Source organism: Actinomadura decatromicini (assembly GCF_008121305.1).
GTDB lineage: Bacteria > Actinomycetota > Actinomycetes > Streptosporangiales > Streptosporangiaceae > Spirillospora > Spirillospora syzygii.
The window spans coordinates 86,344-111,184 of sequence record NZ_VSRQ01000014.1 but is presented as its reverse complement, the minus strand read 5'-3'; the positions used below and the strand labels follow the sequence as shown (position 1 = coordinate 111,184).

The following is a 24,841-nucleotide window of genomic DNA, read 5'->3' as shown; positions in this document are numbered from 1 at the left end:
GCCCGAGAGGGGTTCCGTAGGGTGGGGCCATGGCACGCAAGGGCAGGCGGGGTCCGAGCGCGAACCTCTACGGGATCGACGCCGGGGAGGCCGAGCTGCTCCGCGACGCCGACCGCGACGGCGGCTGGATGCTGCTGATCGGCGGCGTGCCGCAGTCCTACGTGGACCTGTCCGATCCCACCTACCTCGACTTCGAGTACATGCGGCTGATGGGCGACGTCGTCGACGCGCTCGGCGTGGACGGGCAGGCGTTCGACGCCGTCCACGTCGGCGGCGCCGGGTGCACGCTGGCCCGGTACATCGCCGCCACCCGGCCGGGATCGCGGCAGGTCGTCCTGGAGCCGGACGCGGGGCTGGTGCGGCTCGTCCGGGAGCAACTGCCCGTCAAGAACGTGCCGGGCCTGCGGATCCGGGTCACCGACGGGCGCAGCGGCGTCGCCGCGCTCGCCGACGAGGCCGACGACCTCGTCGTCATGGACGCGTTCGCCGAGGCGTCGATGCCGCTCGAACTGGCCACCCGCGAGTTCGTCCTCGACGCGGCCCGGGTGCTGCGCCCCGGCGGCGTCTACCTCGCCAACGTCGCGGACGGGTTCCGGCTGCCGTTCGCGCGCCGCGTCGCCGCCACGGTCCGGTCGGTGTTCCGGCACACGCTGCTGATGGGCGACCCCGGCGTGCTGCGCGGGCGCCGGTTCGGCAACCTCATCGTGGCCGGGTCGCGCGAGCCGCTGCCGGTCGCCGAGCTGACCCGCCGCGCGGCGGGCGGGATCGTCCGGGCCCGGCTGCTGGACGGCGGCGACCTCACGGCGTTCTGCGCGGGCGCCGCGCCGATCATGGACGGGGAGGAGATCGTCGCGCCCGTCCCGCCGCCGCAGGTGTTCGGCAGACCCTGACCCGAAACCCGCCGGAGCCCGTACCCGAAACCCGCGGAATCCCGTACCCGGCGGCGGTACCTGGACGAATGCCGCGGCCCTCCCCGAGGGGAGGGTGGGCCGCGAGAGGCACCGGATTGCGGCCGACCGGTTTTACCGTCGCGTATCGGCCGCACGCGACCCCGCCATGTCCCATAATCGAGCGATGGAGTCGTCCACCCGAATTCTGATTCTCGGCACGGATTCGTCGGGGAAAATACTCCAGTTCGACCGCAACGCCGTCGCAGTTCTGACCAGAAATGGCGTCGAGCTGGACGGCGCCCCGCTCGACGAGGTCATCCCCGGCGCGCGGGAGCCGCTCCTGGAGGCGGTCAAGGCCGGGCGGGAGCGCACCGCCATGCTCCCCGTGGAGACCCGGTCCGGCGTGACGCTGGACGCGGTCGTCACCGTCCACCCGATGAGCGGGAGCGCGCCGGACGTCGCGGCGCTCGCCGTCGTCAAGGTGCCGGTGCCGCTCGCCGACCGGTTCGTCGACCCCGCCGTCATCCGCCGCGCCCTGCTGGACGACGCCCTCCCGCGCATCGGCTCGACGCTCGACCTGGAGATCCTGGCGCGCGGGCTGATGGACGTGCTCGTCCCGCACTTCTGCAACTCCGGCGCGCTGCTCCTGCTGGAGAGCCACCTCGACGCCGACGAGCAGCCGGAGGGCCCGGACGGCCCGCAGCTCCGCCGGATGGCGATCGGGTTCGACGACGACGACCCGTCCTGGGACGCGCTGTTCCCCACCGGCGAGTCGCTCGTCTACCCGCCCGGCACGCCGCACGCGCGGTGCCTGGAGACCGGCGAGGCGGTGCTGTGCCCGCCGCACGGCGACGGGTCGGCCGAGCTCGCCGCCGCCTGGGGCCGGCCGCCGGTCGGGAACATGCTGAAGGGCTCCTCGAAGCTGCTGCTGCCGATCACGTCGGCGGCGGGCGTCCTCGGCTTCTTCGCCTGCACCCGCAACGCCGCGCACCGCCCGTTCGACGCCTACGACGTCGAGATCGGGGTGGAGTTCGCCAACCGCGCGTCGATCTTCGTGGAGAGCGCCCGGCAGTACTCGCGGGAGCGCGCGACCGCGCTCACCCTGCAGCGCAGCCTGCTGCCGACCGGGCTGTCGGCGCCGTCCCCGGTCGAGGTGCACCACCGGTACCTGCCGGGCAGCCGCCTCATCGAGGTCGGCGGCGACTGGTACGAGTCGATCGCGCTGCCCGGCGCCCGCGTCGCGCTCGTCGTCGGCGACGTCGCCGGGCACGGCGTGAAGGCCGCCGTCACGATGGGACGGCTCCGCACCGCCATCCACACCCTCGCCGGCCTCGAACTGCCGCCCGCCGAGGCGCTGGAGCGGCTCGACTCGCTGATGCGCACCCTCGGCGAGCGGGAGCCGCACTTCGCCACCTGCGCCTACGTCGTGTACGACGCGGTCAGCGGGCGCTGCGAGGTGGCGAGCGCCGGGCATCTGCCGCCGCTGCTCGTCCCGCCCGGCGCGGAGCCGGAGTACCTGCCGGTGCCGCCCGCGCCGCCGCTCGGCGTCGGCGGCGACGGCCCGATCGTCAGCCGCGAGTTCGCCGTCGAGGACGGCACGCTCCTCTTCCTCTACACCGACGGCCTCGTCGAGAACCGCGCCCGCGACATCGACGACGGGCTGGACAGGCTGCGCCGCACGTTCGGGAACGGCGCCGCCGCGCGCCCGCTGGAGGACCTCTGCCAGGCCGCGCTCGACGGCGTCTACGACGACCAGCACCGCGACGACATCGCGATGCTCGTGGCACGGCTCGCCCGCATCCCGGAGGACCGGCACGCCACCTGGGAGCTGCCCGCCGACCCGGCCGCCGTCCGCCGGGCGCGCGGCCTGATCCGCGACCGGCTCGCCCACTGGGGCCTGGACGACCTCGTCCACCCGACGATGCTGCTGGCGTCCGAGCTGGTCACGAACGCGATCCGGCACGCGGGCGGGCGGATCAGGCTGCGGCTCGTCCGGGAGGGCGGGCTCGTCTGCGAGGTCTTCGACTCCTCGGACGGACGGCCCCGCATCCGGCACCACGACGACTCCGACGAGATGATCGAGTCGGGCCGCGGCCTGCACGTCGTCGGGCGCCTCGCGCAGCGCTGGGGCGTCCGCCGCACCCCGGACGGCAAGGTCGTCTGGTGCGAGCAGGGCCTCCCGCGCTGACCCTTCCCGCGGTCAGCTCAGGACCGAGACGTGCACGTGGTCGTAGTGGTTCTGCGTGATGCTCCCGCGGTCCTCCATGGGCCGCCAGCCGCCGCCCCGCACGTTCCAGATGCGCTGCCGCCAGATGACGTAGGAGATCCCGAGGCGGCGCGCGTTCGCGACCGCGTACGCGGCGACCTGGTCGCCGTGCCGGCGGGCGGCCCCGGTCGGCGCGCGGCCGCCGGTGCTCTCCATGAAGTCGCAGGCGCGGCCGTCGCCGTGGTCCTGCGGGTCGCCGGTGGAGCGGTGGCAGCCGATCGTCGGGAACGGGCCGAACATGCCGGCGATCTCCAGCAGCGCGGTCCGCATGGTGGGGGTCATCATGTTGCCGGTGATGGGGGAGCGGCCGCCGGTCACGCCGTCGGGGCGCCCGGGCAGCTCCGGCCCGGCGCGTTTCGCGGTCTTCGGCGACGTCCGCGCCGGTGCTAGCGCGGCGACCTTCGTGCCGCGCGGGAGGATCTTCTTCAGCCGGGCCGCGAGCGCGCGGGTGTCGGCCTTCGGGGCGCTGATGACGAGGGCGTTGCCGTCCGGCATGCCGAGCGCGCGGGCCTGCTCGCGGGACACGACGGCGTCCACGTCGCCGATGCCGAGGGCCGCGTGGGCGCCGACGCGGACGCGTCCCGGCCCGGTGCTGCGGCCCGCCTCGACGACCGTGCCGAGCGGGAACGCGCCGTCGCGGCCCTGTTCGAACGAGACGGCGAGGCCGCCCGCGGCGATCGTCTGCCAGAGCCGGTCGGACTCGGCGGTCGGCTCCGGCGCGAACGCCCGGAACCCGGACGGGTCGACGCCGAGCAGGCCCATCCGCTGCCCGCCGACCATGGCGCGGGCGGCGTCCACGACGGCGACGCCCGCGACGCCCTTTAGCCCGCGCGCCCGCTCGACGGCGCCGGGCGGCAGCGAGGACGTCCCGGCGACGAGCAGGTGCGGCGTGTACCGGCGGGTCAGCGGCGCGACGGCGGGAACGCGCGGCGCGGCGGCCCGGTCCACCGACACGAGGCCGTCGCGGCGCTCGGGACGGCCGGACGCCCGCCACGAGACCGCGACCGCGCCGTCCACCGCGAGCGTGAGGACGATCCCCGCCGCGATGCCCGTGGAGAGCGCCCTTCCGGTCCGTCGCATCGCGCCCCGATCCGTCGTCGCCGTCCGCCGCCGTCCGCCCTGCCGCCGTCTGCCGCATAGTAGGCGAGCCGAGGGCCCGGCGGCATCAGCCCGCGTCGCGGCGCAGGACGACGAGGGCGACGTCGTCCTCGCGGGGGCCGAACTCGGCGATGACGCGGTCGCCGAAGCGCTCCAGCTCGTCCTCCACGTCGGCGGCGACGAGGCGGAGCCGCTCCATGTTGTCGGTGAGCGGGATGCCCCGGTCCTCGATCAGCCCGTCGGTGAGCAGGACGACCGCGCCGCCCGGCGGCACCAGCGTCTCCTCGACCGCCACCCCGCCCGCCGGGAACCCGAGCAGCACCCCGCCGCCGCCCCCGTACCGGGCGCGCCCGCCGTGCACGTGCAGCGGCGGGAGGTGCCCGGCGTTCGCGACGTGCGCGGCGCCGCTGCGCGGATCGAGCGTCATCAGGCACATCGTCGCGGTCTGCTCGTCGTGGTACCGCTCCATGACGTCGTTCAGCAGCCGCAGGATCGTGACGGAGTCGTGGCCCTCGACGGCGAAGGCGCGCAGCGCGTGCCGGATCTCCGCCATCACCGTCGCGGCGAGCAGCGAGTGGCCCTGCACGTCCCCGATGGCGACGAGGACCCGCTCGCCGCAGTCGAGCACCTCGTAGAAGTCGCCGCCCACCTCGGCCTGGTCCCCGGCGGGCTCGTACCGGACGGCGAGCGACCAGCCGGGGATCGCGGGCAGCGACGCCGGGAGCAGGCTGCGCTGCAGCGTCAGCGAGATCGAGTGCTCCTCGGTGTAGGACCGGAGCGCCTCCATCGCGAGCGCCACCGCCTGCCCGAGCTGGCGGAGCAGGTTGACGTCGTCCTCCGTCCGCGCGCCGCGCGCGGTGACGCCGATGGCGATCGGCGGCCGGTCGTGCTTGAGCCGGGACACCACGAGCGTGATGTCGCCCTGCGACATGCTGTCGGGCAGCAGCTCCAGCCACGTGTCCTCGGGAACCTCCGTGACCTCCGTGCCGGGGTCGTCGCCGAGCCTCGCGACCTCCGCCAGGCGCGCGGTCGTCTCCGGGGAGCAGCCCCGGTGCCACGGCCCGACGCCGAAGTCGATGGTCCGGCGGCAGCGGCCGTCCGGCGGCAGCACGAACACCCCGACCGGCACCCCGAAGATCGCGAACGCGCCGCGGGCCGCGACCGCCGCCATGTCCTCGAACGAGGTGGCCGCGTTGATGGCGAGGGACGTCCGGGTCAGCTCGGCCATCCGGGCCGCCATCCGCTCGGCGGCGCGGCGCGCCTGGTAGTAGCGCAGCACCGCCTCGACGGTCGCGATGAACTCGCCCGGGTCGATCGGGTCCGCCATGTAGGCGTCCGCGCCGCGCCGCAGGCCCTGCGTGCGGTCCTCGACGTCGACGGCCTGCGCCGAGATGTGGATGACGGGCAGCGACCTCGTGTCCGGCGCGGTCTTGATCTGCTCGCAGACCTCGATGCCGCTCATGTCGGGCAGCCGGACGTCCAGCACCACCAGGTCGATGGCGTGGTCGGTGAGCCGCCGCCACGCCTCCGCCGCCGACGCCGCCTCGACCACGGTGTGCCCGGCGCGGCGCAGCCAACTGCCGATGATGTACCGCTTGGTGTGGTTGTCGTCGACCACCAGCGTCTGCGTCACGGCCGCCCGCCTCCGCCGTCGGCGTGGTCCCCGGCCCTGCGGATCGCGTCGGCGAGCGTCTCCGGGTTGATGCGGTCCTTGCCGAGCAGCGCGTCCGCGCGGGCGAGCCGCGGGTCCTCGGCGGGCGACACGTCCGCGGAGGTGACCAGCACGACCGGGATCCCGGACGGCAGCCGGGCGAGGACCTCGTAGCCGTCCAGCACCGGCATCCGCAGGTCGAGCAGGACGAGGTCGGGCCGGTCGGCGGCGACCGCGGCCAGGGCGGCGCGGCCGTCGGCGGCCTCGGTGACGCGGGCGCCGCCGTCCTCGACCAGCCCGCGCAGGACGAGCCGGGTCGGCGCGTCGTCGTCCGCGATCAGCACGTGCCCGAGGTCGAGCTCGGCCAGCCGCCGGTACGGCGGCAGCCGCAGGGTGACGGTCGTGCCCTCGCCGAGGACGCTGTCCAGCAGCAGGTCGCCGCCGAGCGCATGGGCGAGCCGCAGCGCGTACGGCAGGCCGAGGCCCGTCCCGCCCGCCGCGCCGCCGGGGACGCGGTAGAACTCCTCGAAGACCCGCTCCAGGTCGGCGGCCGGGATGCCGACGCCCGTGTCGGACACGACGAACTCGGTGTGCCGGGGCTCCGACCGCGCCGTGATCCGCACCTCGCCCTCTTCGGTGAACTTCAGCCCGTTGCCGACGAGGTTGCGCAGGATGCGGGTCAGCATCTCCGCGTCGGTGACGACGATCGGCGGCGCGGCGGCCGCGTCGACGACCAGCGCCAGCCCGGCCTCCTCGGCCATCGGGCCCATCAGGTCGGCCAGCTCGTCCAGCAGCGCGGGGACGGGCACCGGCGCCGAGTGCGCGGCGGCCGCGCTCCGCTTCGCCCGCGCCAGGTCCAGCAGCTCGTCGACCAGCCCGAGCAGGGTGCCGCCGGTGTCGGCGATCAGGGTGATCTGGTGGCGCTGCTCGGCGGTGAGCGGGTCGGTGGCCGGGTCGAGCAGCAGCCGGGTCAGCCCGAGGACGCCGTTCACCGGCGTCCGCAGCTCGTGGCTCACGTTCGCCCAGAACCGGTTCTTCGCCTCGCCCGCCTCGCGGAGCTGCGCCGACTTCTCCTCCAGGTCCGCGTACAGCGCCACGACGCCCCGGTTGGTCTCCGCCAGCTCCTCGGAGATCTCGCCGTAGAGGGCCATCACGCCCCGGTTCGTCTGCTCTAGCTCGGCGTTGAGGTCGCGCATCTCGTCCTTCTGCCGCTGGAGGTCCTCCAGCGCCGCCATCAGGTCGGCGTTCTGCGTCCGCAGCTCCTCCAGCGCCGGGACGGGCTCCAGGCGGCGCAGCCGGGCGCGCAGCTCGTCCAGATCCTCCTCGGCCGGGGGCGCCGCGCCCGCCGGGATGTTCTTGCGGAGCCGGACGCGGACGCCGCCGCCCGGCCGGTCCTCCCGCTCGACGACGCTCATCAGCCGCGCCACCGCGGCCTGGCAGGCGTCCGCGGCCACCATCGACGTGCGCGGCACGAGGTCCAGCTCGACGACGAGGCCGGGCCGCCGCCCCCGGTCCAGGCGGAACGCGACCGCCACGGTCTCGGCGCACGACCGCAGCTCCCGCCCGGCCTCGCTCAGCGCGGTCGCGACGCGCACCTGGTCCTGGTGGTCGAGGCCGACCTCGGCGGCGACCGCCCGGCCCGCCCGCCGGACGGCGAACACGCCCGCCTCGTCCGTGATCTCGATGCGGAGCAGCTCGGCGGTCGCGTCGGGCCCGCTCATGGCGCGCCCCCGCCGGACGCCGCGACGGCGAGCACGGAACGGTCGTCGTGCCGCACCCCGGCGTCGCGCAGCACCGTCGCGGCGATCAGCAGCGGGTCGCAGCCGAGCAGGCCCGGATGGTCGGCGAGCCGCCAGCGGCCGGTGAGGCCGTCGGAGTGCAGGACCACCGCGGCGCCCGGCGGCAGCGCGTAGCCGTGCTCGCGGATCCGCCCGCCGCGGGCGCCGCGCCCGCCCGCGATCCCGGGCACGGACACCATCCCCTGCCGCCTGTCCGGTCCGACGATCCACGCGGCGACGTTCCCGATCCCGGCGAACCGGACCAGCCCGGCGGCCGGGTCGACGGCGGCGACCGCGACCGCGCCGCCCCGCGTCTCCGCCATCTCCCGGTGGACCCTCCGCAGGACGTCCGCCGGGCGGTCCCGGGCGGACGCGCCGTGCGCGGCGCGGACCGCCGCCCGCGCCGCCCGCGCGGCGAGCGGGCCGTGCCCGAGGCCGTCGCAGAGCAGGACGAGGAGGACGCCGTCCACGACGCGGGCGGTGTAGGCGTCGCCGCACTCCTCCTCGCCGTCGATCGGCAGGTTCAGCCCCGCGAACGGCGCGCCGGCCGGCTCCACGGGCGGCTCGCCGGGCGGCTGGAACCGCGCGAACAGCACCGTGCCCGCGTCCGGACGCGAATACAGCCCGCTGTGGTCGGCGAGCCGCTCGATCGACCCCAGCCCGACCCCGAGGGTGCCGCGCGTCGAGAAGCCGTCCACCCGGGACACCGGGACGTCGGCGATGCCCGGCCCCCGGTCGACGCACACGAACTCCAGCGCGGCCGCCCCGCCGGTCCGGACGATGCGCAGCAGCATCTCGCCCTGCCGCGCGTGCTCGGCGAGGTTCGTCGCCGCCTCCGTCGCCGCGATCCGCACCCGCTCCAGCCGCTCCCCGGCGAACCCGAGCCGCTCGGCGAGCGCGGTGATCCGCCGCCGGACGCCCGCCGCGGCGCTGCGCTCCTCCACCCGGACCAGCAGCGAGTCGCCCGCGGGCGGGCTGGTCGTCCATCCGGGGCCGCTCAGCGGGTCCATTTGACCACCGTCACCGTGGTCCCGCCGCCCGCCTCGCTCCGCAGCCCGAACTCGTCGCAGAGCCGCCGGGCGCCGGGCAGGCCGAGGCCGAGGCCCGTCCCGCTCGACCAGCCCTCGCTGAGCGCCCGGTCCACGTCCGCGATGCCGGGGCCCGCGTCGGTGAAGACGAGCCGGACGCCCCGCCTGCCGTCCTCGCCGGTCGCGCGCTCCACCCGCATCGCGCCGCCCCCGCCGTGCGCGTAGGTGTTGCGCGCCAGCTCGCTGGCCGCCGTGACCAGCTTGGTCTGGTCGACCAGCGACAGCCCGGCCGCCGCCGCGGCGGCCCGCACCACCTGCCGGACGCGGACGACGTCGTCGCTCGACGCGACGGGCACCTCCCCACCGGACGGGGCCGTCACGGCCCGTCCGCCACGGCGGGACCGGGACGGGCGGGCCGCGCGGAGCCCGCGGGGCCCGCCTGCGGCAGCCCGGCGCCGAGCAGCCGCATGCCCTCCTCCAGGTCCAGCGCGGTGCGCACGCCGCCGAGCGACAGCCCGAGCTCCACCAGCGTGATCGCCACCGCCGGGCGCATCCCGACCACCACCGTCTCGGCGTCCATCAGCCGGGACATGGACGCGATCGTCGCGAACATCCGGCCGATGAAGGAGTCGACGATGTCCACCGCCGTGATGTCGATGATCACGCCGTGGGCGCCGGTGGCGACGATCCGCTCGGAGAGGTCCTCCTGCAACGCGAGGACCGTCTGGTCCTGGAGGTCGGTCTGGATCGACACGAGCAGGACGCCCCCGATCTTGAGAATCGGCACCCGGTCCATCAGCCCTCCGGCTCGCCGACGACGCGCAGGCCGGAACGTTCCAGCACGTACGCCAGCGCGTCCGCGAGGGTCGCCTTCGTCACGATGTCGCCGAACTCGATGCCGAGCGCCACGATCGTCTGCGCGATCTGCGGCCGGATCCCGGAGACGACGCAGTGCGTGCCCATCAGCCGGGCCGCCATCACCGTCTTCATCAGGTGCTGCGCGACCTCGGTGTCGACGGCGGGCACCCCGGTGATGTCGATCAGCGCGTACCGGGCGCCGGTGGTCACCAGCGCCTGGAGCAGCGTCTCCATCGCGATCTGGGTGCGGGCGGAGTCGAGGGTGCCGACCAGCGGGACGCCGAGGACGCGGTCCCACAGCCGCACCACGGGCGTCGACAGCTCCAGCAGCTGATCGGCCTGGTCGGCGATCACCTGCTCGCGCGCCGCCGCGTACGTCTCGAACGTCGCGAGCCCCAGCTCGTCGACGTAGGACGAGAAGTCGATCAGCTCGGAGTAGGCCCGCTGGTCGCGGGTCAGCCGGATCTGCTCGTACAGCGACTGCTTCAGCGCGAACACGCCGATCGCCGTCTCGGTCGGGCTGAACCCGTGCCGGGCCCGGCCCCGGGAGATCTCCGCGAGCGCGGCCCGCAGCTCGTCCCCGGCGGCGGCGTCGCCGCCGAGCGCGCGTTCGACGAGCCCGTACAGCTCCGTCAGCTCCGACCGGACCTCCGCCTCGGAGAGCCGCCCGCGGACGGTCTCGCGGACCAGCTCGATCCACCGGCCGAGGACCGGCTCGCGCCAGGAGCGCAGCAGCTCCGCGATCGGAGTGTCGTCCGCGCCGCCGGTCATGCCCGCGGTCCCATCGGTGCCCCCCGTCCCCGCCGCCCGTCCTGCCGGCGGTCGCGCGACGGGGCGGCGCCCGCGGCGGGTCGCCGGGTGCTCGCTCCAGGGTGTCCGTGCCACGCGCGCCACCCGGTGCTCGTCCCGTCCCACCGTAACCGTGGAAAAGCCCCGCACCACCGCGAGTGACCCGGACGTTTACGCCTTATGACCAGTTTTTGGGGAGGTCGGTCAGTCCCACCAGAACGACCAGTTGGTCTTGCCGCGGATCTCCTCGGCGTACCCGGCGAGGGTGCCCGGGCCCTGGAAGAGGATGTCGGGGCAGAACGTCCAGTGCTCGGCCGCGACGTGCACCGCGTGCCGGACGGTGACCGGCGGCGCCGCGACGCTCAGCTCCAGCGTGTTGAAGCCGAGCGCGACGACGCGGGCGCCGAACCTGTCCTCCCAGCCGCGCAGGACGGCGGCGAGCGGCGCCGTCCACTCGTTGTGGTTGAGGGCGCCCTGCCAGCCGACGGCGGCGATCGCGTCCGCGCCCCGCTCGACGGCGGCGAGGCCGAGGGACAGCCCGCGCCCGGCGAGGGCGCGGGCGTACCGGTCGGCCATGGCGTCGGGGTCGTCCAGCGGGACGCCCGCCGGGGCGAGTCCCGGGCAGTGCCGCCCGTAGGGGGCGAGGTCGTCGAGGTCCTCCTCGGACGCCTGCTCCGCCCAGTCGGCCCACACCTCGGACATGAACGCGTGCGGGAGGTAGTTCTCGATCTCGTCCACGGGCTCGGGCGCGATCTGGCCGGACGCCCAGGGCTGGTCGGTCTCGTCCATCAGCAGCGGCCAGAGGCCCGAGCCGGCGTGCTCGGCGCGGAGCCTGCACCACAGCTCGCCCTGGACGGGCTCCTCGCTCAGCCAGAACGCGGGGCGCATCAGCAGCCGCCGCTGCGGGTAGCCGGGGTCCGGCCAGACCAGGTCCCCCTCGGGCAGCGGCACGGCCAGCGTCCGCTCGGCGGACTCGCCGCCCGGGCCGTCGCCCGGGCCCGCGGGTCCCGGGTCGAACAGCCGCGCCAGGTCGCCCGGCAGGGGCCGGACCTCCACATCATCCATTTCACGCCGTTCCGGTACAGAGCAGGCCAACAGGATCTTGGCTCTGGGAATGGTAACGGCGCGGGGCCCGCTCCCGCGGCCGGTCTCAGGGTTCCCGCCTGCCCCGGGCCAGGTAGTCGATCAGCACGGCGACGACGCCGACGCCGGTGACCGAGCTGACGACGATCGCGAACCACGTGTTGCCGAGGATCACGTTCGCGACGGCGTTGACGGCGATGAGGATGCCGACCACGGTCCAGCGGGTGGAGTTGCTCATGGCCCATGCCTTTCTGCGATGGATTTTCAGGTGGGTTCGGTTTTCAGGTGAGGTTCGGGGACGTGCGGCGGCGCAGCAGCGCCCGCGCCGGGAGCATGATCGCGGCGGCGCCGGTACCGGCCACGCCGCCGAGGATCGCCGCGCCGGTCAGCGGCGGGACGGACGGCAGCGGCAGCCCCGTGACGGCCGTCGCGAACACGAGGAGCGTGACGGCGGCGATGAGCGTCCCGGCCGCGACGCCGGTGCCGAGCACGATCGCCGCCTCCAGCCGGAGCATGCGCAGCACCTGGCGGCGGGTCGCGCCGACCAGCCGCAGCAGCGCGAACTCGCGGCGCCGGGCCGCCGTCGCCAGCGCCAGCGTCGTGACGACCCCGATGAGGATGAACCCGGCGATCGCGGCGACGACGATGTAGCTGATGAAGCCCTGGAGCTTGACCTCCTGCGACAGGCCCGCCTGGAAGTCGCCGGGGGAGACCACGCGGGTCCCGGCGTAGGCGGCGGTGACGGCGCCCAGGTCGGCGTTCCCGCGGACGAGGACGTGGTCGTCCAGCGGGACGGACGAGTGCGCCGCGACCAGGTCGCGGGGGAGCAGCACGTCGCCGAAGCCGAGCCCCCGGTCGTAGACGGCGACGACGCGGGCGTCGATCCTCGTCCCGTCGCCGAGCCACAGCCGCGCCTCCGACCCGACGTGCAGGCCGCTCGCCACGTCGCGGCTGAGCGCCACCGTGGCGCCGCCCCGCAGGTCGGCGAGGCGGCCGGACGAGACGTCCGGGTCCAGGGTGGCGGCGGCGTCGGGGCCGACGCCGCGCGCGTTCAGCGAGCGGAGGTTCCGGTCCCCGAGCTCCTTGACCGACATGATCACGCTTGTCCGCTTGACGGGCGTCACGGCGGTCACGCCGGGTACCCGGCGCGCGGCGTCGGCGACGTCCCGGGGGAGGCCGGGACCCGCCGAGACGATGATCCGGTCGGCGCGGTCCCCGGCCTCGGCCTGCACCCGCGTCGCGTGCGCGACCGTCGACTGGGCGAACAGCTGGACGCCCGCGAACGCCACCGCCAGCGCGACCGGCGTGATGATCGACCCCGCGCGCAGCGCGGCGGCCCCGGCGGAGTGCTGCGCGAGCCGTCCGGCCACCGGCGAGACGGCGCGCGCGGCGCGGCCGAGCACCCGGTTTCCGGCCCGCGCCACCAGCGGCCCGAGCAGCGCCGTCGCGACGATCAGGGACATGACCAGCCCGCCGACCGACGCGCTCGCGGCCGGACCGGTCGCGGTCGCCGAGAACCCCAGCGCGTTCACCCCGAGGACGAGGAATCCCACGCCGGTGACGACCCGCCAGCGGGGCAGCCGCGCGGACTCGGCGGCCGTCTCGCCGAGCGCCCGCACGGGCCGGATCCGGGACACCCGGAGCGAGGCGAGGAACGCGGCCGCGACGGCGGCGAGCAGCGTCACCGCGAACCCGGCGAGCGCGGGCAGCGGGCTCAGCGACAGGCCGAAGCCGTCCGGCAGGACGCCCCGGCGGACCATCGCGGCGTGCATCGCCGCGCCGAGCCTGAGCGACAGGACGCCGCCCGCGAGCGCGGCGGGCGCGCCGATCCGCGCGATCTCCCGGACGATCCGCGCCCGCACCTGCCAGGGCGTCGCGCCGACCGCGCGGAGCAGCGCCAGCTCGCGCGCCCGATCCCGCACCGACAGCACGATCAGCCCGCCGACCACCACCAGGGCCGTCATGATCGCGATGCCGCCGAGCGAGCCGGCGATCTCCACGATGTCGGGACGCGCCGCCGCGACCGCCCGGTCCTCGGCGTCGCCGCGCGCCGCGCCGGTCGCGACGGTCAGGCCGGGCGCCGCCGCGCGGAGCGCGCGGTCCTCGACCTCCCCGTCGGCGATCACGGCGAGCGCGTCGGCGTGGCCGGGGCGCCCGTAGAGGGACGCGGCAGTCCCCGTCGAGAAGAACGCGGCGCCCGGCCCCTCCGCGACGAGGCCCGCGACCCGGAACGGACGAGGCGCCCCGTTCACCTGCACCTGGACGGTCCCGCCCGGCCGGACGCCGGATGCCTTGCTCAGCACGACCTCGTCCGGCGCCTGCGGCGCGTGGCCCGCGGCCAGCCGGTACGGGCGGAGCGGGGCCGACTCCCAGCCGTGGCCGGTGACCGCCTGCCCCGAGCCGAGCAGGACGGGGAACGAGACGTCCGCGACCACGTCCCGGACGCCCGGCACCGCCCGCAGCTTCGCCGCCGCCGCGACCGGCACCGGCGCGCGCTCGGTCAGCGGGCGGCTCTGCCGCTCCGGCTCCGACCCGAGCTGCTTCATCCACTGCTCGACCTCGTGCGGCCCCGTGACGACCGCGGCCGCCGCGCCGTACCGCTCGACCGGCGCGTGCGCGCGCAGCGCCGACTCCAGCAGCACCCCGCACGCCCCGACGAGGGTCGCCGCGAACGCCAGCGCGACGAAGATCCCGGCGAAGGCTCCCCTGATCCTCACAGCGTCTCCCAGCGGCTCATGACGGCGGAGACCGTCGGGGCGACCAGCTCGTCGACGATGCGGCCGCGGCTGAGGAACACGACGGAGTCGGCCCACGCGGCGGCCACCGGGTCGTGGGTGACCAGCACGACCGTTTGCCCGGTCAGGTCGGCGGCCTCGCGCAGCAGGCGCAGGACGTCCCGCGCGGTGCGGGGGTCGAGCGCGCCGGTCGGCTCGTCCGCGAACACGACCTCCGGGCGGGTGATCAGCGCGCGGGCGAGCGCGGCGCGCTGCTGCTGCCCGCCCGACAGCTCGGACGGGCGGTGCCGCAGCCGGTCCGCGAGCCCGACCCGGCGGACGACCTCGTCCAGCCAGGCCGGGTCGGGCTTGGTCCCGCCGAGGTGGAGCGGCAGCGTGATGTTCGCCGCCACGTCCATGGACGGGACGAGGTTGAACGCCTGGAACACGAACCCGATCCGCTCGCGCCGCAGCCGTGTCAGCTTCGCCTCGCCGAGCCTCCCGAGGTCGACGCCGCCGATCCGGACCGTGCCCCCGCTCGGACGGTCCAGCCCCGACGCGCAGTGCAGGAACGTGCTCTTGCCCGACCCGGAGGGGCCCATCACGGCGGTGACCGCGCCGCGCGGGAACGTCCAGGTGACGCCGTGCAGCGCCCGCACGTCGCCGTAGTCCTTGGTGACCGCCTCCAGCGCCACCGCCGCCGCGGCCGTCCCGGTCGCCGGGGTGGTCTCGGCCGTCAAGGTCGTCATGGGTTCCCTCCGTGGAATGCCGCCTCTCACCTGGTCGAACCTAGGTTTCGGAGGGGGTGCGGCACATGGGCGCGCGCTCCCGAATCGGTGGTGTAGCGGGCTACACCACCGGCACGGGGGCTGACCCGGGTGCGCGGCGCGGCGGCGCCGCATACGGTGGCGGGGAGGTGACATGAACAGCGGTGTGGGCAGGGCGGTAAGGCGCAGCGCGGGCGCGACCTGGCAGTTGGTCGGCGCGCTGCGCACGGCGCTGCCCGCGATGGCGGGGCTCGCCCCGCTGCTGGCCGGGCTGGTGCTGATGGTCGTCCTGCTGCCGTGGCTTCCGGCGGTGGTGCGGCCGCTGCGGGCGCTCGCGAACGCCGAGCGCCGCCGGGCCGGGCGGGTGCTCGGCCGCGAGATCCCCGCGCCGTACCGGCCGCCGCGCGGCGACGGGCTCGGGGAGGCGGTACGGCTCGTCCGCTCCCCGGACACCTGGCGCGACATCGCCTGGATGGCCGTGCACGGCTTCACCGGCTTGGTGGCGGCCGTGCTCGCGGTGGGGCTGTGGCCGCAGATCCCGTACTCGCTGTCGCTGCCGCTGTGGTGGTGGGCCGCGCCCGACGGGTCGACGTCCGCGTTCATCACGCTGGACAGCTGGCCGCGGGCGCTGACGATGCCGTTCCTCCAGGCCGCCTTGGACGTGCTGCTCCTGCTGTGGCTGGTGCCGCGGCTCGCCCGCTGGCAGGCGCGGCTGGCCGAGGTGCTGCTCGGCCCCACCCGCCGCAGCCTCGCCGAGCGGGTCGAGGAGCTGACCGAGACCCGCGCCGAGGCGCTGGAGGCGCACGGCGCCGAGCTGCGCCGCATCGAGCGCGACCTGCACGACGGGACGCAGGCCCAGCTCGTCGCCGCCGCGCTGCGGCTCGGCCTCGCCGACCGCCGCTTCGACGCCGACCCGGACGCGGCCCGCACCCTGTTCCTGGAGGCCAGGGAGGGCGTCGAGGAGGCGCTGACCCAGCTCCGCACGGTGATCCGCGGGATCTACCCGCCGATCCTGTCCGACCGGGGCCTCGGCGGGGCGCTCCGCGCGCTCGCCGCGGGGCAGCCGATCCCCATCGACCTGGACCTCGGCGACGGCGAGGCGGCGGCGCGCGCGCCCGCCGCCGTCGAGGCCGCCGCCTACTTCGTCGTCGCGGAGGCGCTCACCAACATCGCGCGGCACAGCGGCGCCCGGCACGGCTGGGTCACGGTCCGCCGCGAACCGGGCCGCCTCATGGTCGGGGTGCGGGATGATGGCAAGGGCGGGGCCGATCCCGCCCGGGGCAGCGGCCTCGCCGGCATCCGCCGCCGGGTCGCCGCGCTCGACGGGACGACCCGCATCGACAGCCCCGACGGTGGAGGGACGACGCTCGACGTGGAGCTGCCGTGCGGATCGTGATCGCCGAGGACAACGTGCTCCTCCGCGAGGGCCTCGTCATGCTGCTCACCTCCGACGGCCACGAGGTCGTCGCGGTCGCCGGCGCCGGCCCCGACGTGCTGCCCGCGCTGCTGGAGCACCGGCCGGACGCGGCCGTCCTCGACGTCCGGCTGCCGCCCGGGTTCCGCGACGAGGGCCTGCGCGCCGCCGTCGAGGCCCGCAAGCGGCTGCCGGGCCTGCCCGTGCTCGTGCTCTCCCAGTACGTCGAGGAGACGTACGCCGCCGAGCTGCTCGCGGGCGGCGCGGAGGGCGTCGGCTACCTGCTTAAAGACCGGGTGAGCCGGGTCGACGAGTTCCTGGACGCGCTGGCCCGCGTCGCGGCGGGCGGCACCGCGCTCGACCCGGAGGTCGTCTCGCAGCTCATGACGACCCGCCGCGACCCGCTCCAGGCGCTGACGCCGCGCGAGCGGGAGGTGCTCGGCCTGATGGCGCAGGGGCTCGACAACGCCACGATCGCCGCCGCGCTCGTCATCACGGAGCGGTCGGTCAGCAAGCACATCGGCGCCGTGTTTGCCAAGCTCGGGCTGCCGCCGACCGACAGCGGGCACCGCCGGGTCCTCGCCGTCCTCGCCTACCTGAACTCGTGACCCAGCCCGAACCGGTGACCCAGCCCGAACCGGTGACCCGGCCCGAACCGGTGACCGGGCCCCCGCGGGTGCGGCGGGCCGTCCGCGCGCTGCTGCTGGACGGCGACGCCCTCGTCCTGCTGCGCCGGACCCGCCCCGGCCGCCCCGTCTACTGGACGACCCCCGGCGGCAAGATCGAGCCCACCGACGCCTCGCCGGAGGCCGCGCTCCGCCGCGAGCTGGACGAGGAGCTCGGCGCGACCGCCGGTCCCGTCCGGCAGGTGTTCGCCTGCGCCGAGCAGTCGCCCGAAGTGCACCGGCTCAACACGTTCTACGTGTGCCGCCTGACGTCGATGGACCTGTCCCGCAGGCACGGCCCCGAGTTCGCCGACCCGGCCAACGGGCGCTACGACCCCGACCTCGTGCCGTGCACGGCGGCGGCGCTGGCGTCCATCGACCTGATCCCGGAGATGCTCGGCGCCTACCTGCGCGACCACGCGGGCGACCTGCCCGGCCTGGTCCGCTAGCGTCTGGTCCGTTAGCGGGCCAGGCCGTCCAGGACGTAGCCGAGGCCCTCGGCGAAGGCGGCGTCCCAGCCGTCGCCGGGCAGGTGGCCGTGGGCGGCGAGGGACGGGTACCTGTCGCGCTCGCGGGCGAGGTGCTCGTCGGCGGCGCGGCGCGCGTCCGGCCCGCCGCCCTGGGCCCCGACCTGCATCAGCGCCGACCCGATCGTGTAGTTCGCCACCGCGTACGCGGCCACCGCCGGGGACGGCCCGCCCGGCCTCGCCCGCTCCAGCGCCGCGTAGAGGAAGTCGGTGCGGGCGAGCACGTTGGGGCCGAGCAGCGGGCGCCCGCCGAGGACGGCCGCCGACCACGGATGCCGCAGCATGGCGTCCCGCCAGCCCGTCACGAGCGCGATCACGTCGGCGCGCCAGTCCGGGCCGGGGGACGGCACCGGCACGTCCCCGAAGATCGCGTCGAGGGCCAGCTCCAGCACGTCGTCCTTCGTCGTGACGTGCCAGTACAGGGTGGTGGACCCGGTGCCGAGGCGCTCGGCGAGGCGGCGCATCGTCAGCCGTCCGGCGCCCTCCGCGTCGAGCAGCGCCACCGCCTCGGCGACGATCCGCTCGCGGGTGAGGGGCGGCGCCTCCCGGCGCGGCCGGTCCTCCCGCAGCCACACGCTGTCCGTCATGCCGCCCAGGCTAGTACATTGAGCGGGTACCGGATCAACGATCCAGTTTCCTAAACAGTGTTCAAGGGAGTTGTGTGGGGCACATCGAGGTGAGCCGCCTGACCTACGCGCTGCCGGACGGCCGCATCCTGCTGGACGACGTCTCGTTCCGCGTCGGAGCCGGCGCCAAGGCGGCGCTGGTCGGCCCGAACGGCGCGGGCAAGACGACCCTCCTGCGGCTGGTCGCGGGCGACGTCCGGCCGTCGGACGGCGTCGTGACGAGCTCCGGCGGCCTCGGCGTCATGCGCCAGTTCATCGGCGGCGTCCGGGACGGCAGGACCGTCCACGACCTGCTGCTGTCGGTCGCGCCCGGCCGGGTGCGGACGGCGGCCGACGCCCTGCGCGAGGCGGAGGAGGCGCTCGACGACACCGCGCCGACCCAGCTCGCCTACGCGCAGGCCATCACCGACTACACCGACGCGGGCGGCTACGACATCGAGGTCGTCTGGGACGCCTGCACGACGGCCGCGCTCGGCCTCCCCTACGACGAGGCGAAGGACCGGGGCGTGACGACCCTCTCGGGCGGCGAGCAGAAGCGGCTCGTCCTGGAGGCGCTCCTGCGCGGCCCGGACGAGGTCCTCCTCCTGGACGAGCCCGACAACTACCTCGACGTTCCAGCCAAGGAATGGCTCGCGGAGAAGATCCGGGCCACGAGCAAGACCGTCCTGCTGGTGTCGCACGACCGGCAGCTCCTCGCGGACGCGGCCGACCGCATCGTCACCGTCGAGTCCCGTGACGTCTGGGTGCACGGCGGCGGCTTCACCGGATACGCGCAGGCCCGCCGCGACCGGACCGAGCGCCTGCACGAGCTGCGCCGCCGCTGGGACGACGAGCACGCGCGCCTGAAAGGGCTCGTCCACACGCTGCGCCAGCGCGCGACGAACAACGACGCGGTCGCCTCGTCCTACCAGGCGGCGCGGACGCGGTTGCGGCGCTTCGAGGAGGCGGGGCCGCCGCAGAGCGCGCCGAAGGAGCAGAACGTCCGGATGCGCCTGCGCGGCGGCCGGACCGGCAAGCGCGCCCTCATCTGCGAGTCCCTGGAGCTGACGGGCCTGACGCGCCCGTTCGACACCGAGGTCTGGTACGGGGAGCGCGTCGCGGTGCTGGGCTCGAACGGCTCGGGAAAGTCGACGTTCCTGCGCCTGCTGGCCGGTGACGGCGTCCCGCACCACGGCGGGTTCCGGCTCGGCGCGCGGGTCGTGCCGGGGCACTTCGTCCAGACGCACGCGCGGCCCGACCTGCACGGCCGCGCGCCCGCCGAGATCGTCATGGCGGAGAACGCGCTGACCCGCAACGACGCCATGGCCGCGCTCGCCCGCTACGAGCTGGCCCCGGCGGGGAACCGGCCGTTCGAGACGCTGTCCGGCGGGCAGCAGGCGAGGCTCCAGATCCTGCTGCTCGAACTGTCCGGCGCGACGCTCCTGCTGCTGGACGAGCCCACCGACAACCTCGACCTGGCCAGCGCCGAGGCCCTCCAGGAGGGGCTGGCGTCCTACTCGGGGACGGTCCTCGCCGTCACCCACGACCGGTGGTTCGCCGCCGACTTCGACCGCTACCTCGTCTTCGGCGCGGACGGCGGCGTCCGCGAGTCGGACGCGCCCGTCTGGACCGCCGATGGTTGATCAGGACACTCCGGGGCGGGAGGCTGTGCCCGAGGCCGGAGGGAGTTCGACATGGGCGGGTGGCCGGGCAGCGGACTGACCGACGAGGAACTGGACGTCGCCTACAACGTGCGGCGCAAGGCGGGCGAGGAGCTGTTCGCGCGGTACATGGAGGAGTACCGGGACCGGTCGGCGCGGGCGGTCGACGGCCTCCCCGGCAGCCCCGGGATCGTCTACGACGACGCGAGCGGCGAGCGCCTCGACGTCTGGGGCACCGGTGGCGGCGAACCCCGGCCGGTGTTCATGTTCCTGCACGGCGGCTACTGGATGGCGCTGTCCCGCGCCGAGTCGACCTTCATGGCGCGGGCGCTCTACGAGCAGGGCATCGCGACCGTCGTGCCCGACTACACGCTCGCGCCGAAGGCGACGCTTGAGGAGATCGTCCGGCAGGTGCGGGCGGCGGTCGCGTGGGTCTGGCGGCACGGCCCCGAGCACGGGCTCGACCCCGCCCGGATCGTCGTCGGCGGCAGCTCGGCGGGCGGCCACCTCACCGGGATGACGATGGTCGGCGGCTGGCAGGAGCCGCTCGGCCTGCCCGGCGACGTCGTCAAGGCGGCGCTGCCGATCTCCGGCCTGTTCGACATCCGGCCGATCACCCGCGTCTACGTGAACGAGCACGTCCGGCTGGACGAGGCGCGGGCCGCCGCGCTGAGCCCCGCCCTGCTGCCCGCCGGCCGCCGCTGCCCGGCCGTGTTCGCCGCCGCCGAGCACGACGGCGCCGGGTTCCTCGACCAGTCCAGGAGATTCCACGCCCGGTGGGACGCGGGGGACCTGATGATCGTCCCGGACCGCGACCACTTCGACGTCGTGCTCGACCTCGGCGACGCGCGCTCCGCGCTCGGCGGCGCGCTCGTCGACCTGGTCCGCTCGGTCTGAGCCGCGCCCGGTGAGCGGGTCGATCGCGAACATGGCGCCTGACTATCTCAATTCCGTGATAGCTCCACGGTCGATTGGTATTTGCCAGGCATAGCTTCCGGGGCGGAGGATCGGGTCATCGCGGACGGCTTCCCTGGAGGGACGGATGAAGGCTGAGCACTACGTCGGCGGGGTGTTCCGTTCGGACGGCCCGGCGTTCCCGCTGGTGTCGCCCGTCGACGGGACGGAGCTCGGCGCCGTCCCCGAGGCGACGCGCGAGGTCGTCGACGACGCCGTCACCGCCGCGCGGGCCGCGCTCACCGGGACGTGGGGCGCGCCGGGCGGCGAACCGGAGCGGGCCGCGGCCCTGCGCCGCATCGCGGACGGGATCGACGCCCGGTTCGCGGAGTTCGTCGAGGCCGAGGTCGCGGACACGGGCAGGCCCCGCGAGTTCGCGGAGACGGTCGACGTCCCGCGCGCCGCGGGCAACTTCCGCGCCTACGCCGACCTGCTCTACGGGCGTCCCGAGCGGTCGTACACGACGCCGGTCCCCGGCTGGAGCGTCGGGGCGGGCCAGGCCCTCAACTACACGGTGCGCCGCCCGCTCGGCGTCGTCGCGGTCGTCTCGCCGTGGAACCTGCCGCTGCTGCTGTCCACCTGGAAGATCGCCCCGGCGCTCGCCTGCGGGAACGCCGTCGTGCTCAAGCCGTCGGAGGAGACGCCGTCCACCGCGACGCTGCTCGCCCACGTGATCGCCGACGCGGGGCTCCCGGACGGGGTGTTCAACGTCGTCCACGGGCACGGCGCGGGCGCGGCGGGCGAGTTCCTCACCGGCCACCAGGGCGTGGACGCGATCGCGTTCACCGGCGAGTCCGCCACCGGCGCCGCGATCATGCGGAACGCCGCCGACCACGTCACGCCCGTCTCGTTCGAGCTGGGCGGCAAGAACCCGGCGCTCGTCTTCGCCGACGCCGACCTCGACGCCGCCCTGGACGGGACGGTCCGCTCCTGCTTCACCCACTCCGGCCAGATCTGCCTGTGCACGGAGCGCGTCTACGTCGAGCGCCCGGTCTTCGACGAGTTCGTCGCCCGGCTCGCGGCCCGCGCCCGCGCGCTCGACGGCTACGGCCCGATGATCTCCGCCGAGCACCGCGACAAGGTCCTGTCCTACTACGCCCTCGCCCGCGCGGAGGGCGCGACGGTCGTCGCGGGCGGCGGCGTTCCGGAGTTCGGCGACGCCCGCGACGGCGGCTTCCACGTCGAGCCGACCGTGCTCACCGGCCTGCCGGAGACGGCCCGCGCCGTCCGCGAGGAGATCTTCGGGCCGGTCTGCCACGTCGCGCCGTTCGACACCGAGGACGAGGCGCTCCGGCTCGCCAACGACAGCCCCTACGGCCTCGCCGCCACGGTGTGGACGCGGGACCTGTCCCGCGCCCACCGGGTGGCGCCGCGCGTCGAGACCGGGATCGTCTGGGTGAACTGCTGGAACCTCCGCGACCTGCGCACCCCGTTCGGCGGCGTGAAGGCCTCCGGCATCGGGCGCGAGGGCGGGGAATACTCCCTGGACTTCTTCTCCGAGCCCGTCAACGTGTGCGTCCAGATCTGAGAGCGAGCCCAGTGACAACGACGAACATCGACGCCGCCGCCGAGCGCCTGCGCGGCGCCCACTCCGGCGGCGTCCCGTGCGCGCCCGTCCGCGACCTGATCGCGACGGCGGACGACGCGTACGCCGTCCAGGACCGGCTGACCGAGCGCTGGCTGGCCGAGGGCCGCCGCCTCGCCGGACGCAAGATCGGCCTGACGTCGAAGGCCGTGCAGGAGCAGCTCGGCGTGGACAGCCCCGACTTCGGGATGCTGTTCGCCGACATGGCCGTCCCGGACGGCGCGGAGATCCCCGCGGGCGCGGTGCTCCAGCCGCGCGCCGAGGCGGAGGTCGCGCTCGTCCTGGAGCACGACCTGACGCACGAGCGGCACACCGCCGCCGACCTGATCCGCGCGACCGCGTTCGCGCTGCCCGCCATCGAGGTGGTCGGCAGCCGCGTCCGCGACTGGGACATCACGCTCGCCGACACCGTCGCCGACAACGCCTCGTCCGGGATGTACGTGCTGGGGAACCGTCCGGTGCTCCTCAGGGACGTCGACCTGCGCCTGTGCGGGATGGTCATGGAACGGCGCGGCGAGCAGGTCTCCACCGGCAACGGCGCCGCCTGCCTCGGCCACCCGCTGAACGCGGCGCTGTGGCTCGCGGACACCCTCGTCCGCGTCGGGCGCCCGCTGCGCGCGGGCGACACGGTGCTGACCGGCGCGCTCGGCCCGGTCGTCCCGGCCGCGCCCGGCGACGTCTTCGAGGCCCGCGTCGACGGGCTCGGCGACGTCCGCGTGGCCTTTGGCAAGGAGGAGGGCTGATGGTGGATGTCGAAGCGCTCGCGGCCCGGCTGGACGAGGCCGCTCGTGACCTCACCGCCATTCCGAAGCTCACCGACACGGCGCCGCTCGACATCTCAGGCGCGTACGCGGTGCAGCGGGCCGGGATCGAGCGGCGGCGCCGCGCGGGGGAGCGGCTCGCCGGGGTGAAGATGGGCTTCACCAGCCGCGCGAAGATGGCGCAGATGGGCGTGGACGACGTCATCTGGGGCCTGCTCACCGACGCGATGGTCGCGGAGTCGTCCGTGGACGTGTCCCGGCTGATCCACCCGCGCGTCGAGCCCGAGATCGCCTACCTGATCGGGCGCGAGGTCCGCTCGCCCGCCGAGGTCGAGTCGGCCGTCGCCGGGGTCGCGGTCGGCTTCGAGGTCCTCGACTCCCGCTACCGCGACTTCAAGTTCACCCTCCCGGACGTGATCGCGGACAACGCGTCCGCCGCCCGGTTCGGGTTCGGCGCCTGGCACCCGCCGCGCGACGTGTCGAACGTCGGGCTGCTCCTGGAGATCGACGGGCGCGCGGCGCAGGCGGGGTCGTCCGCGGCGATCCTCGGGGACCCGGCGCGGTCGCTGCGCGCGGCGGCGCGGCTCGCGCTCGGCGCGGGCATCGCGCTCGAACCCGGCTGGGTCGTCCTCGCGGGAGCGGCGACGGCGGCCGTCCCGCTGCCGAAGGACGCGCACGTCCGCGTCACCGGCGCCGGGCTCGGCTCCGTGGAGGTGACCACGTGACCGGCAACCTGAGCGGCGACGCGATCCTCGTCGACGGCAAGGCCCGCCCGCGCGGACGGTTCCCGCACGTCAAGCGCGCCGGAGACCTCCTGTACGTGTCCGGCACCAGCTCCCGCCGCCCGGACGGGACGTTCGCCGGAGCGTCCGCCGACCCGATGGGCGTCACCGACCTCGACATCCGGGCGCAGACCCGCGCCGTCATCGAGAACGTCCGCGACCTGCTGGAGGCGGCGGGCGGCGGGCTGTCCGACGTCGTCAACGTGACCACCTACCTGGTGAGCATGAACGACTTCGGCGGATACAACGAGGTCTACGGCGAGTACTTCGACGAGACGGGCCCGGCCCGCACGACGGTCGCCGTCCACCAGCTTCCGCACCCGCACCTGCTGATCGAGATGGCGTGCGTCGCCCACGTCCCCGCTGACCGCCCTGGTAAGGAGACCGGATCATGACCCTGCCGCAGTTGTCCTTCGGACGGCCGTTCAACTTCGAGTCCTGGATCGACGAGCACCGCGACCTGCTGAAGCCGCCGGTCGGCAACGTCCAGGTGTTCGACGACGCCGGGCTGATCGTCATGGTGGTCGGCGGCCCGAACCAGCGGACCGACTTCCACGACGACCCGAAGGAGGAGTTCTTCTACCAGCTCAAGGGCAACATGGTCCTCCGCGTCATGGAGGACGTCGGCCGCCCGCCCGTCGACCTCCAGATCAACGAGGGCGACGTCTTCCTGCTGCCGCCGCACGTCCGGCACTCGCCGCAGCGTCCCGAGGCCGGCTCCATCGGCCTGGTCGTGGAGGTCCCGCGCCCGGAGGGCACGACCGAGGCGTTCGAGTGGTACTGCACCGAGTGCCACCACCTCGTCCACCGCGCCGAACTCCAGGTCCGCTCGATCGTGGACGACCTGCCGCCCGTGTTCCAGGGCTTCTACGACGGCGACCGCAAGTGCCCGAACTGCGGGGCGGTCCACCCGGGGAAGCAGTGGCCGCAGGCGATGGTCCCGGTGACGGCGCCCCGTGACTGAG

The 24,841-nt window shown here is 75.2% G+C and carries 24 protein-coding genes; 12 read left to right on the top strand and 12 right to left on the bottom strand.

The genetic code is table 11. From position 1 onward, the window contains the following. Window positions 1-29: 29 nt before the first annotated feature. Window positions 30-890 (top strand): spermidine synthase, encoded by an 861-nt coding sequence (locus FXF68_RS40955; protein ID WP_148768210.1) that lies wholly within the window; start codon window positions 30-32, stop codon window positions 888-890. 184 nt (window positions 891-1,074) lie between these two features. Continuing rightward, complete coding sequence (locus FXF68_RS40950; protein WP_148768209.1) at window positions 1,075-3,078, top strand: ATP-binding SpoIIE family protein phosphatase; 2,004 nt, start codon at window positions 1,075-1,077, stop codon at window positions 3,076-3,078. A 12-nt stretch (window positions 3,079-3,090) separates the two neighbouring features. On the opposite strand, the gene FXF68_RS40945 is transcribed toward FXF68_RS40950, so the two are convergent. From FXF68_RS40945 to FXF68_RS40900, 11 genes are all read right to left on the bottom strand, one after another. Continuing rightward, window positions 3,091-4,236 carry a VldE C-terminal domain-containing protein gene (locus FXF68_RS40945; protein WP_148768208.1) on the bottom strand — a complete coding sequence of 382 codons (1,146 nt, stop codon included), beginning with the start codon at window positions 4,234-4,236 and terminating at the stop codon, window positions 3,091-3,093. Between the two features lie 85 nt (window positions 4,237-4,321). Next, on the bottom strand, window positions 4,322-5,887 hold the full coding sequence (locus FXF68_RS40940; protein ID WP_148768207.1) for a fused response regulator/phosphatase: 1,566 nt from the start codon (window positions 5,885-5,887) through the stop codon (window positions 4,322-4,324). Next, the gene (locus FXF68_RS40935) at window positions 5,884-7,626 is read right to left on the bottom strand and encodes an ATP-binding response regulator (RefSeq protein ID WP_148768206.1); all 1,743 of its coding nucleotides are present in this window, start codon (window positions 7,624-7,626) and stop codon (window positions 5,884-5,886) included. The genes FXF68_RS40940 and FXF68_RS40935 overlap by 4 nt, the downstream gene beginning before the upstream one ends. Next, a complete protein-coding gene (locus FXF68_RS40930; RefSeq protein WP_148768205.1) occupies window positions 7,623-8,693 on the bottom strand; it encodes an anti-sigma regulatory factor in 1,071 nt (356 codons plus the stop codon). Before FXF68_RS40930 ends, FXF68_RS40935 begins: the two co-directional genes overlap by 4 nt. Continuing rightward, on the bottom strand, window positions 8,681-9,091 hold the full coding sequence (locus FXF68_RS40925) for an ATP-binding protein (protein WP_148768204.1): 411 nt from the start codon (window positions 9,089-9,091) through the stop codon (window positions 8,681-8,683). Before FXF68_RS40925 ends, FXF68_RS40930 begins: the two co-directional genes overlap by 13 nt. After that, a complete protein-coding gene (locus tag FXF68_RS40920) occupies window positions 9,088-9,507 on the bottom strand; it encodes an STAS domain-containing protein (RefSeq protein WP_246179222.1) in 420 nt (139 codons plus the stop codon). Before FXF68_RS40920 ends, FXF68_RS40925 begins: the two co-directional genes overlap by 4 nt. After that, window positions 9,507-10,340 (bottom strand): STAS domain-containing protein, encoded by an 834-nt coding sequence (locus FXF68_RS40915; RefSeq protein ID WP_148768203.1) that lies wholly within the window; start codon window positions 10,338-10,340, stop codon window positions 9,507-9,509. The genes FXF68_RS40920 and FXF68_RS40915 overlap by 1 nt, the downstream gene beginning before the upstream one ends. Window positions 10,341-10,562: 222 nt before the next feature. Beyond that, window positions 10,563-11,423 carry a DUF4253 domain-containing protein gene (locus FXF68_RS40910; protein WP_148768202.1) on the bottom strand — a complete coding sequence of 287 codons (861 nt, stop codon included), beginning with the start codon at window positions 11,421-11,423 and terminating at the stop codon, window positions 10,563-10,565. A gap of 85 nt (window positions 11,424-11,508) precedes the next feature. Next, window positions 11,509-11,679 carry a hypothetical protein gene (locus FXF68_RS42900; protein WP_187438373.1) on the bottom strand — a complete coding sequence of 57 codons (171 nt, stop codon included), beginning with the start codon at window positions 11,677-11,679 and terminating at the stop codon, window positions 11,509-11,511. Between the two features lie 43 nt (window positions 11,680-11,722). Then, window positions 11,723-14,158 (bottom strand): FtsX-like permease family protein, encoded by a 2,436-nt coding sequence (locus FXF68_RS40905; RefSeq protein WP_148768201.1) that lies wholly within the window; start codon window positions 14,156-14,158, stop codon window positions 11,723-11,725. Continuing rightward, window positions 14,155-14,904: an ABC transporter ATP-binding protein gene (locus tag FXF68_RS40900; RefSeq protein ID WP_148768200.1), complete on the bottom strand. Its 750-nt coding sequence runs from the start codon at window positions 14,902-14,904 to the stop codon at window positions 14,155-14,157. The genes FXF68_RS40905 and FXF68_RS40900 overlap by 4 nt, the downstream gene beginning before the upstream one ends. Before the next feature lie 172 nt (window positions 14,905-15,076). On the opposite strand from FXF68_RS40900, the gene FXF68_RS40895 reads away from it, so the two are divergent. The 3 genes from FXF68_RS40895 to FXF68_RS40885 are packed head-to-tail and all read left to right on the top strand — an operon-like array spanning window position 15,077 to window position 17,450. Next, on the top strand, window positions 15,077-16,318 hold the full coding sequence (locus FXF68_RS40895) for a sensor histidine kinase (protein WP_222870339.1): 1,242 nt from the start codon (window positions 15,077-15,079) through the stop codon (window positions 16,316-16,318). Then, window positions 16,306-16,944 (top strand): response regulator transcription factor, encoded by a 639-nt coding sequence (locus FXF68_RS40890; RefSeq protein ID WP_148768199.1) that lies wholly within the window; start codon window positions 16,306-16,308, stop codon window positions 16,942-16,944. Before FXF68_RS40895 ends, FXF68_RS40890 begins: the two co-directional genes overlap by 13 nt. Continuing rightward, window positions 16,941-17,450 carry an NUDIX hydrolase gene (locus FXF68_RS40885; RefSeq protein WP_222870338.1) on the top strand — a complete coding sequence of 170 codons (510 nt, stop codon included), beginning with the start codon at window positions 16,941-16,943 and terminating at the stop codon, window positions 17,448-17,450. Before FXF68_RS40890 ends, FXF68_RS40885 begins: the two co-directional genes overlap by 4 nt. A gap of 11 nt (window positions 17,451-17,461) precedes the next feature. Here FXF68_RS40885 and FXF68_RS40880 read toward each other — a convergent pair whose 3' ends face one another. Further along, window positions 17,462-18,115, bottom strand: coding sequence for a TetR/AcrR family transcriptional regulator (locus FXF68_RS40880; protein ID WP_148768198.1), 654 nt, complete (start codon window positions 18,113-18,115; stop codon window positions 17,462-17,464). A 74-nt stretch (window positions 18,116-18,189) separates the two neighbouring features. Here FXF68_RS40880 and FXF68_RS40875 point away from each other — a divergent pair, with 74 nt between their 5' ends. The 7 genes from FXF68_RS40875 to FXF68_RS40845 all read left to right on the top strand — a co-directional run bounded on the left by FXF68_RS40875 (window position 18,190) and on the right by FXF68_RS40845 (window position 24,840). Continuing rightward, window positions 18,190-19,776 carry an ABC-F family ATP-binding cassette domain-containing protein gene (locus FXF68_RS40875; RefSeq protein ID WP_148768197.1) on the top strand — a complete coding sequence of 529 codons (1,587 nt, stop codon included), beginning with the start codon at window positions 18,190-18,192 and terminating at the stop codon, window positions 19,774-19,776. A gap of 51 nt (window positions 19,777-19,827) precedes the next feature. Then, complete coding sequence (locus tag FXF68_RS40870) at window positions 19,828-20,691, top strand: alpha/beta hydrolase (protein ID WP_187438372.1); 864 nt, start codon at window positions 19,828-19,830, stop codon at window positions 20,689-20,691. 145 nt (window positions 20,692-20,836) lie between these two features. Further along, window positions 20,837-22,276, top strand: coding sequence for a 2-hydroxymuconic semialdehyde dehydrogenase (locus FXF68_RS40865; protein ID WP_148768196.1), 1,440 nt, complete (start codon window positions 20,837-20,839; stop codon window positions 22,274-22,276). Between the two features lie 11 nt (window positions 22,277-22,287). Continuing rightward, window positions 22,288-23,076, top strand: coding sequence for a 2-keto-4-pentenoate hydratase (locus tag FXF68_RS40860; RefSeq protein WP_148768195.1), 789 nt, complete (start codon window positions 22,288-22,290; stop codon window positions 23,074-23,076). Continuing rightward, on the top strand, window positions 23,076-23,819 hold the full coding sequence (locus FXF68_RS40855) for a 2-keto-4-pentenoate hydratase (RefSeq protein WP_148768194.1): 744 nt from the start codon (window positions 23,076-23,078) through the stop codon (window positions 23,817-23,819). Before FXF68_RS40860 ends, FXF68_RS40855 begins: the two co-directional genes overlap by 1 nt. Then, window positions 23,816-24,271, top strand: coding sequence for a RidA family protein (locus FXF68_RS40850; protein ID WP_246179221.1), 456 nt, complete (start codon window positions 23,816-23,818; stop codon window positions 24,269-24,271). The genes FXF68_RS40855 and FXF68_RS40850 overlap by 4 nt, the downstream gene beginning before the upstream one ends. Further along, window positions 24,268-24,840 carry a 3-hydroxyanthranilate 3,4-dioxygenase gene (locus FXF68_RS40845; protein ID WP_148768193.1) on the top strand — a complete coding sequence of 191 codons (573 nt, stop codon included), beginning with the start codon at window positions 24,268-24,270 and terminating at the stop codon, window positions 24,838-24,840. The genes FXF68_RS40850 and FXF68_RS40845 overlap by 4 nt, the downstream gene beginning before the upstream one ends. The last annotated feature ends 1 nt before the right edge of the window (window position 24,841 follow it).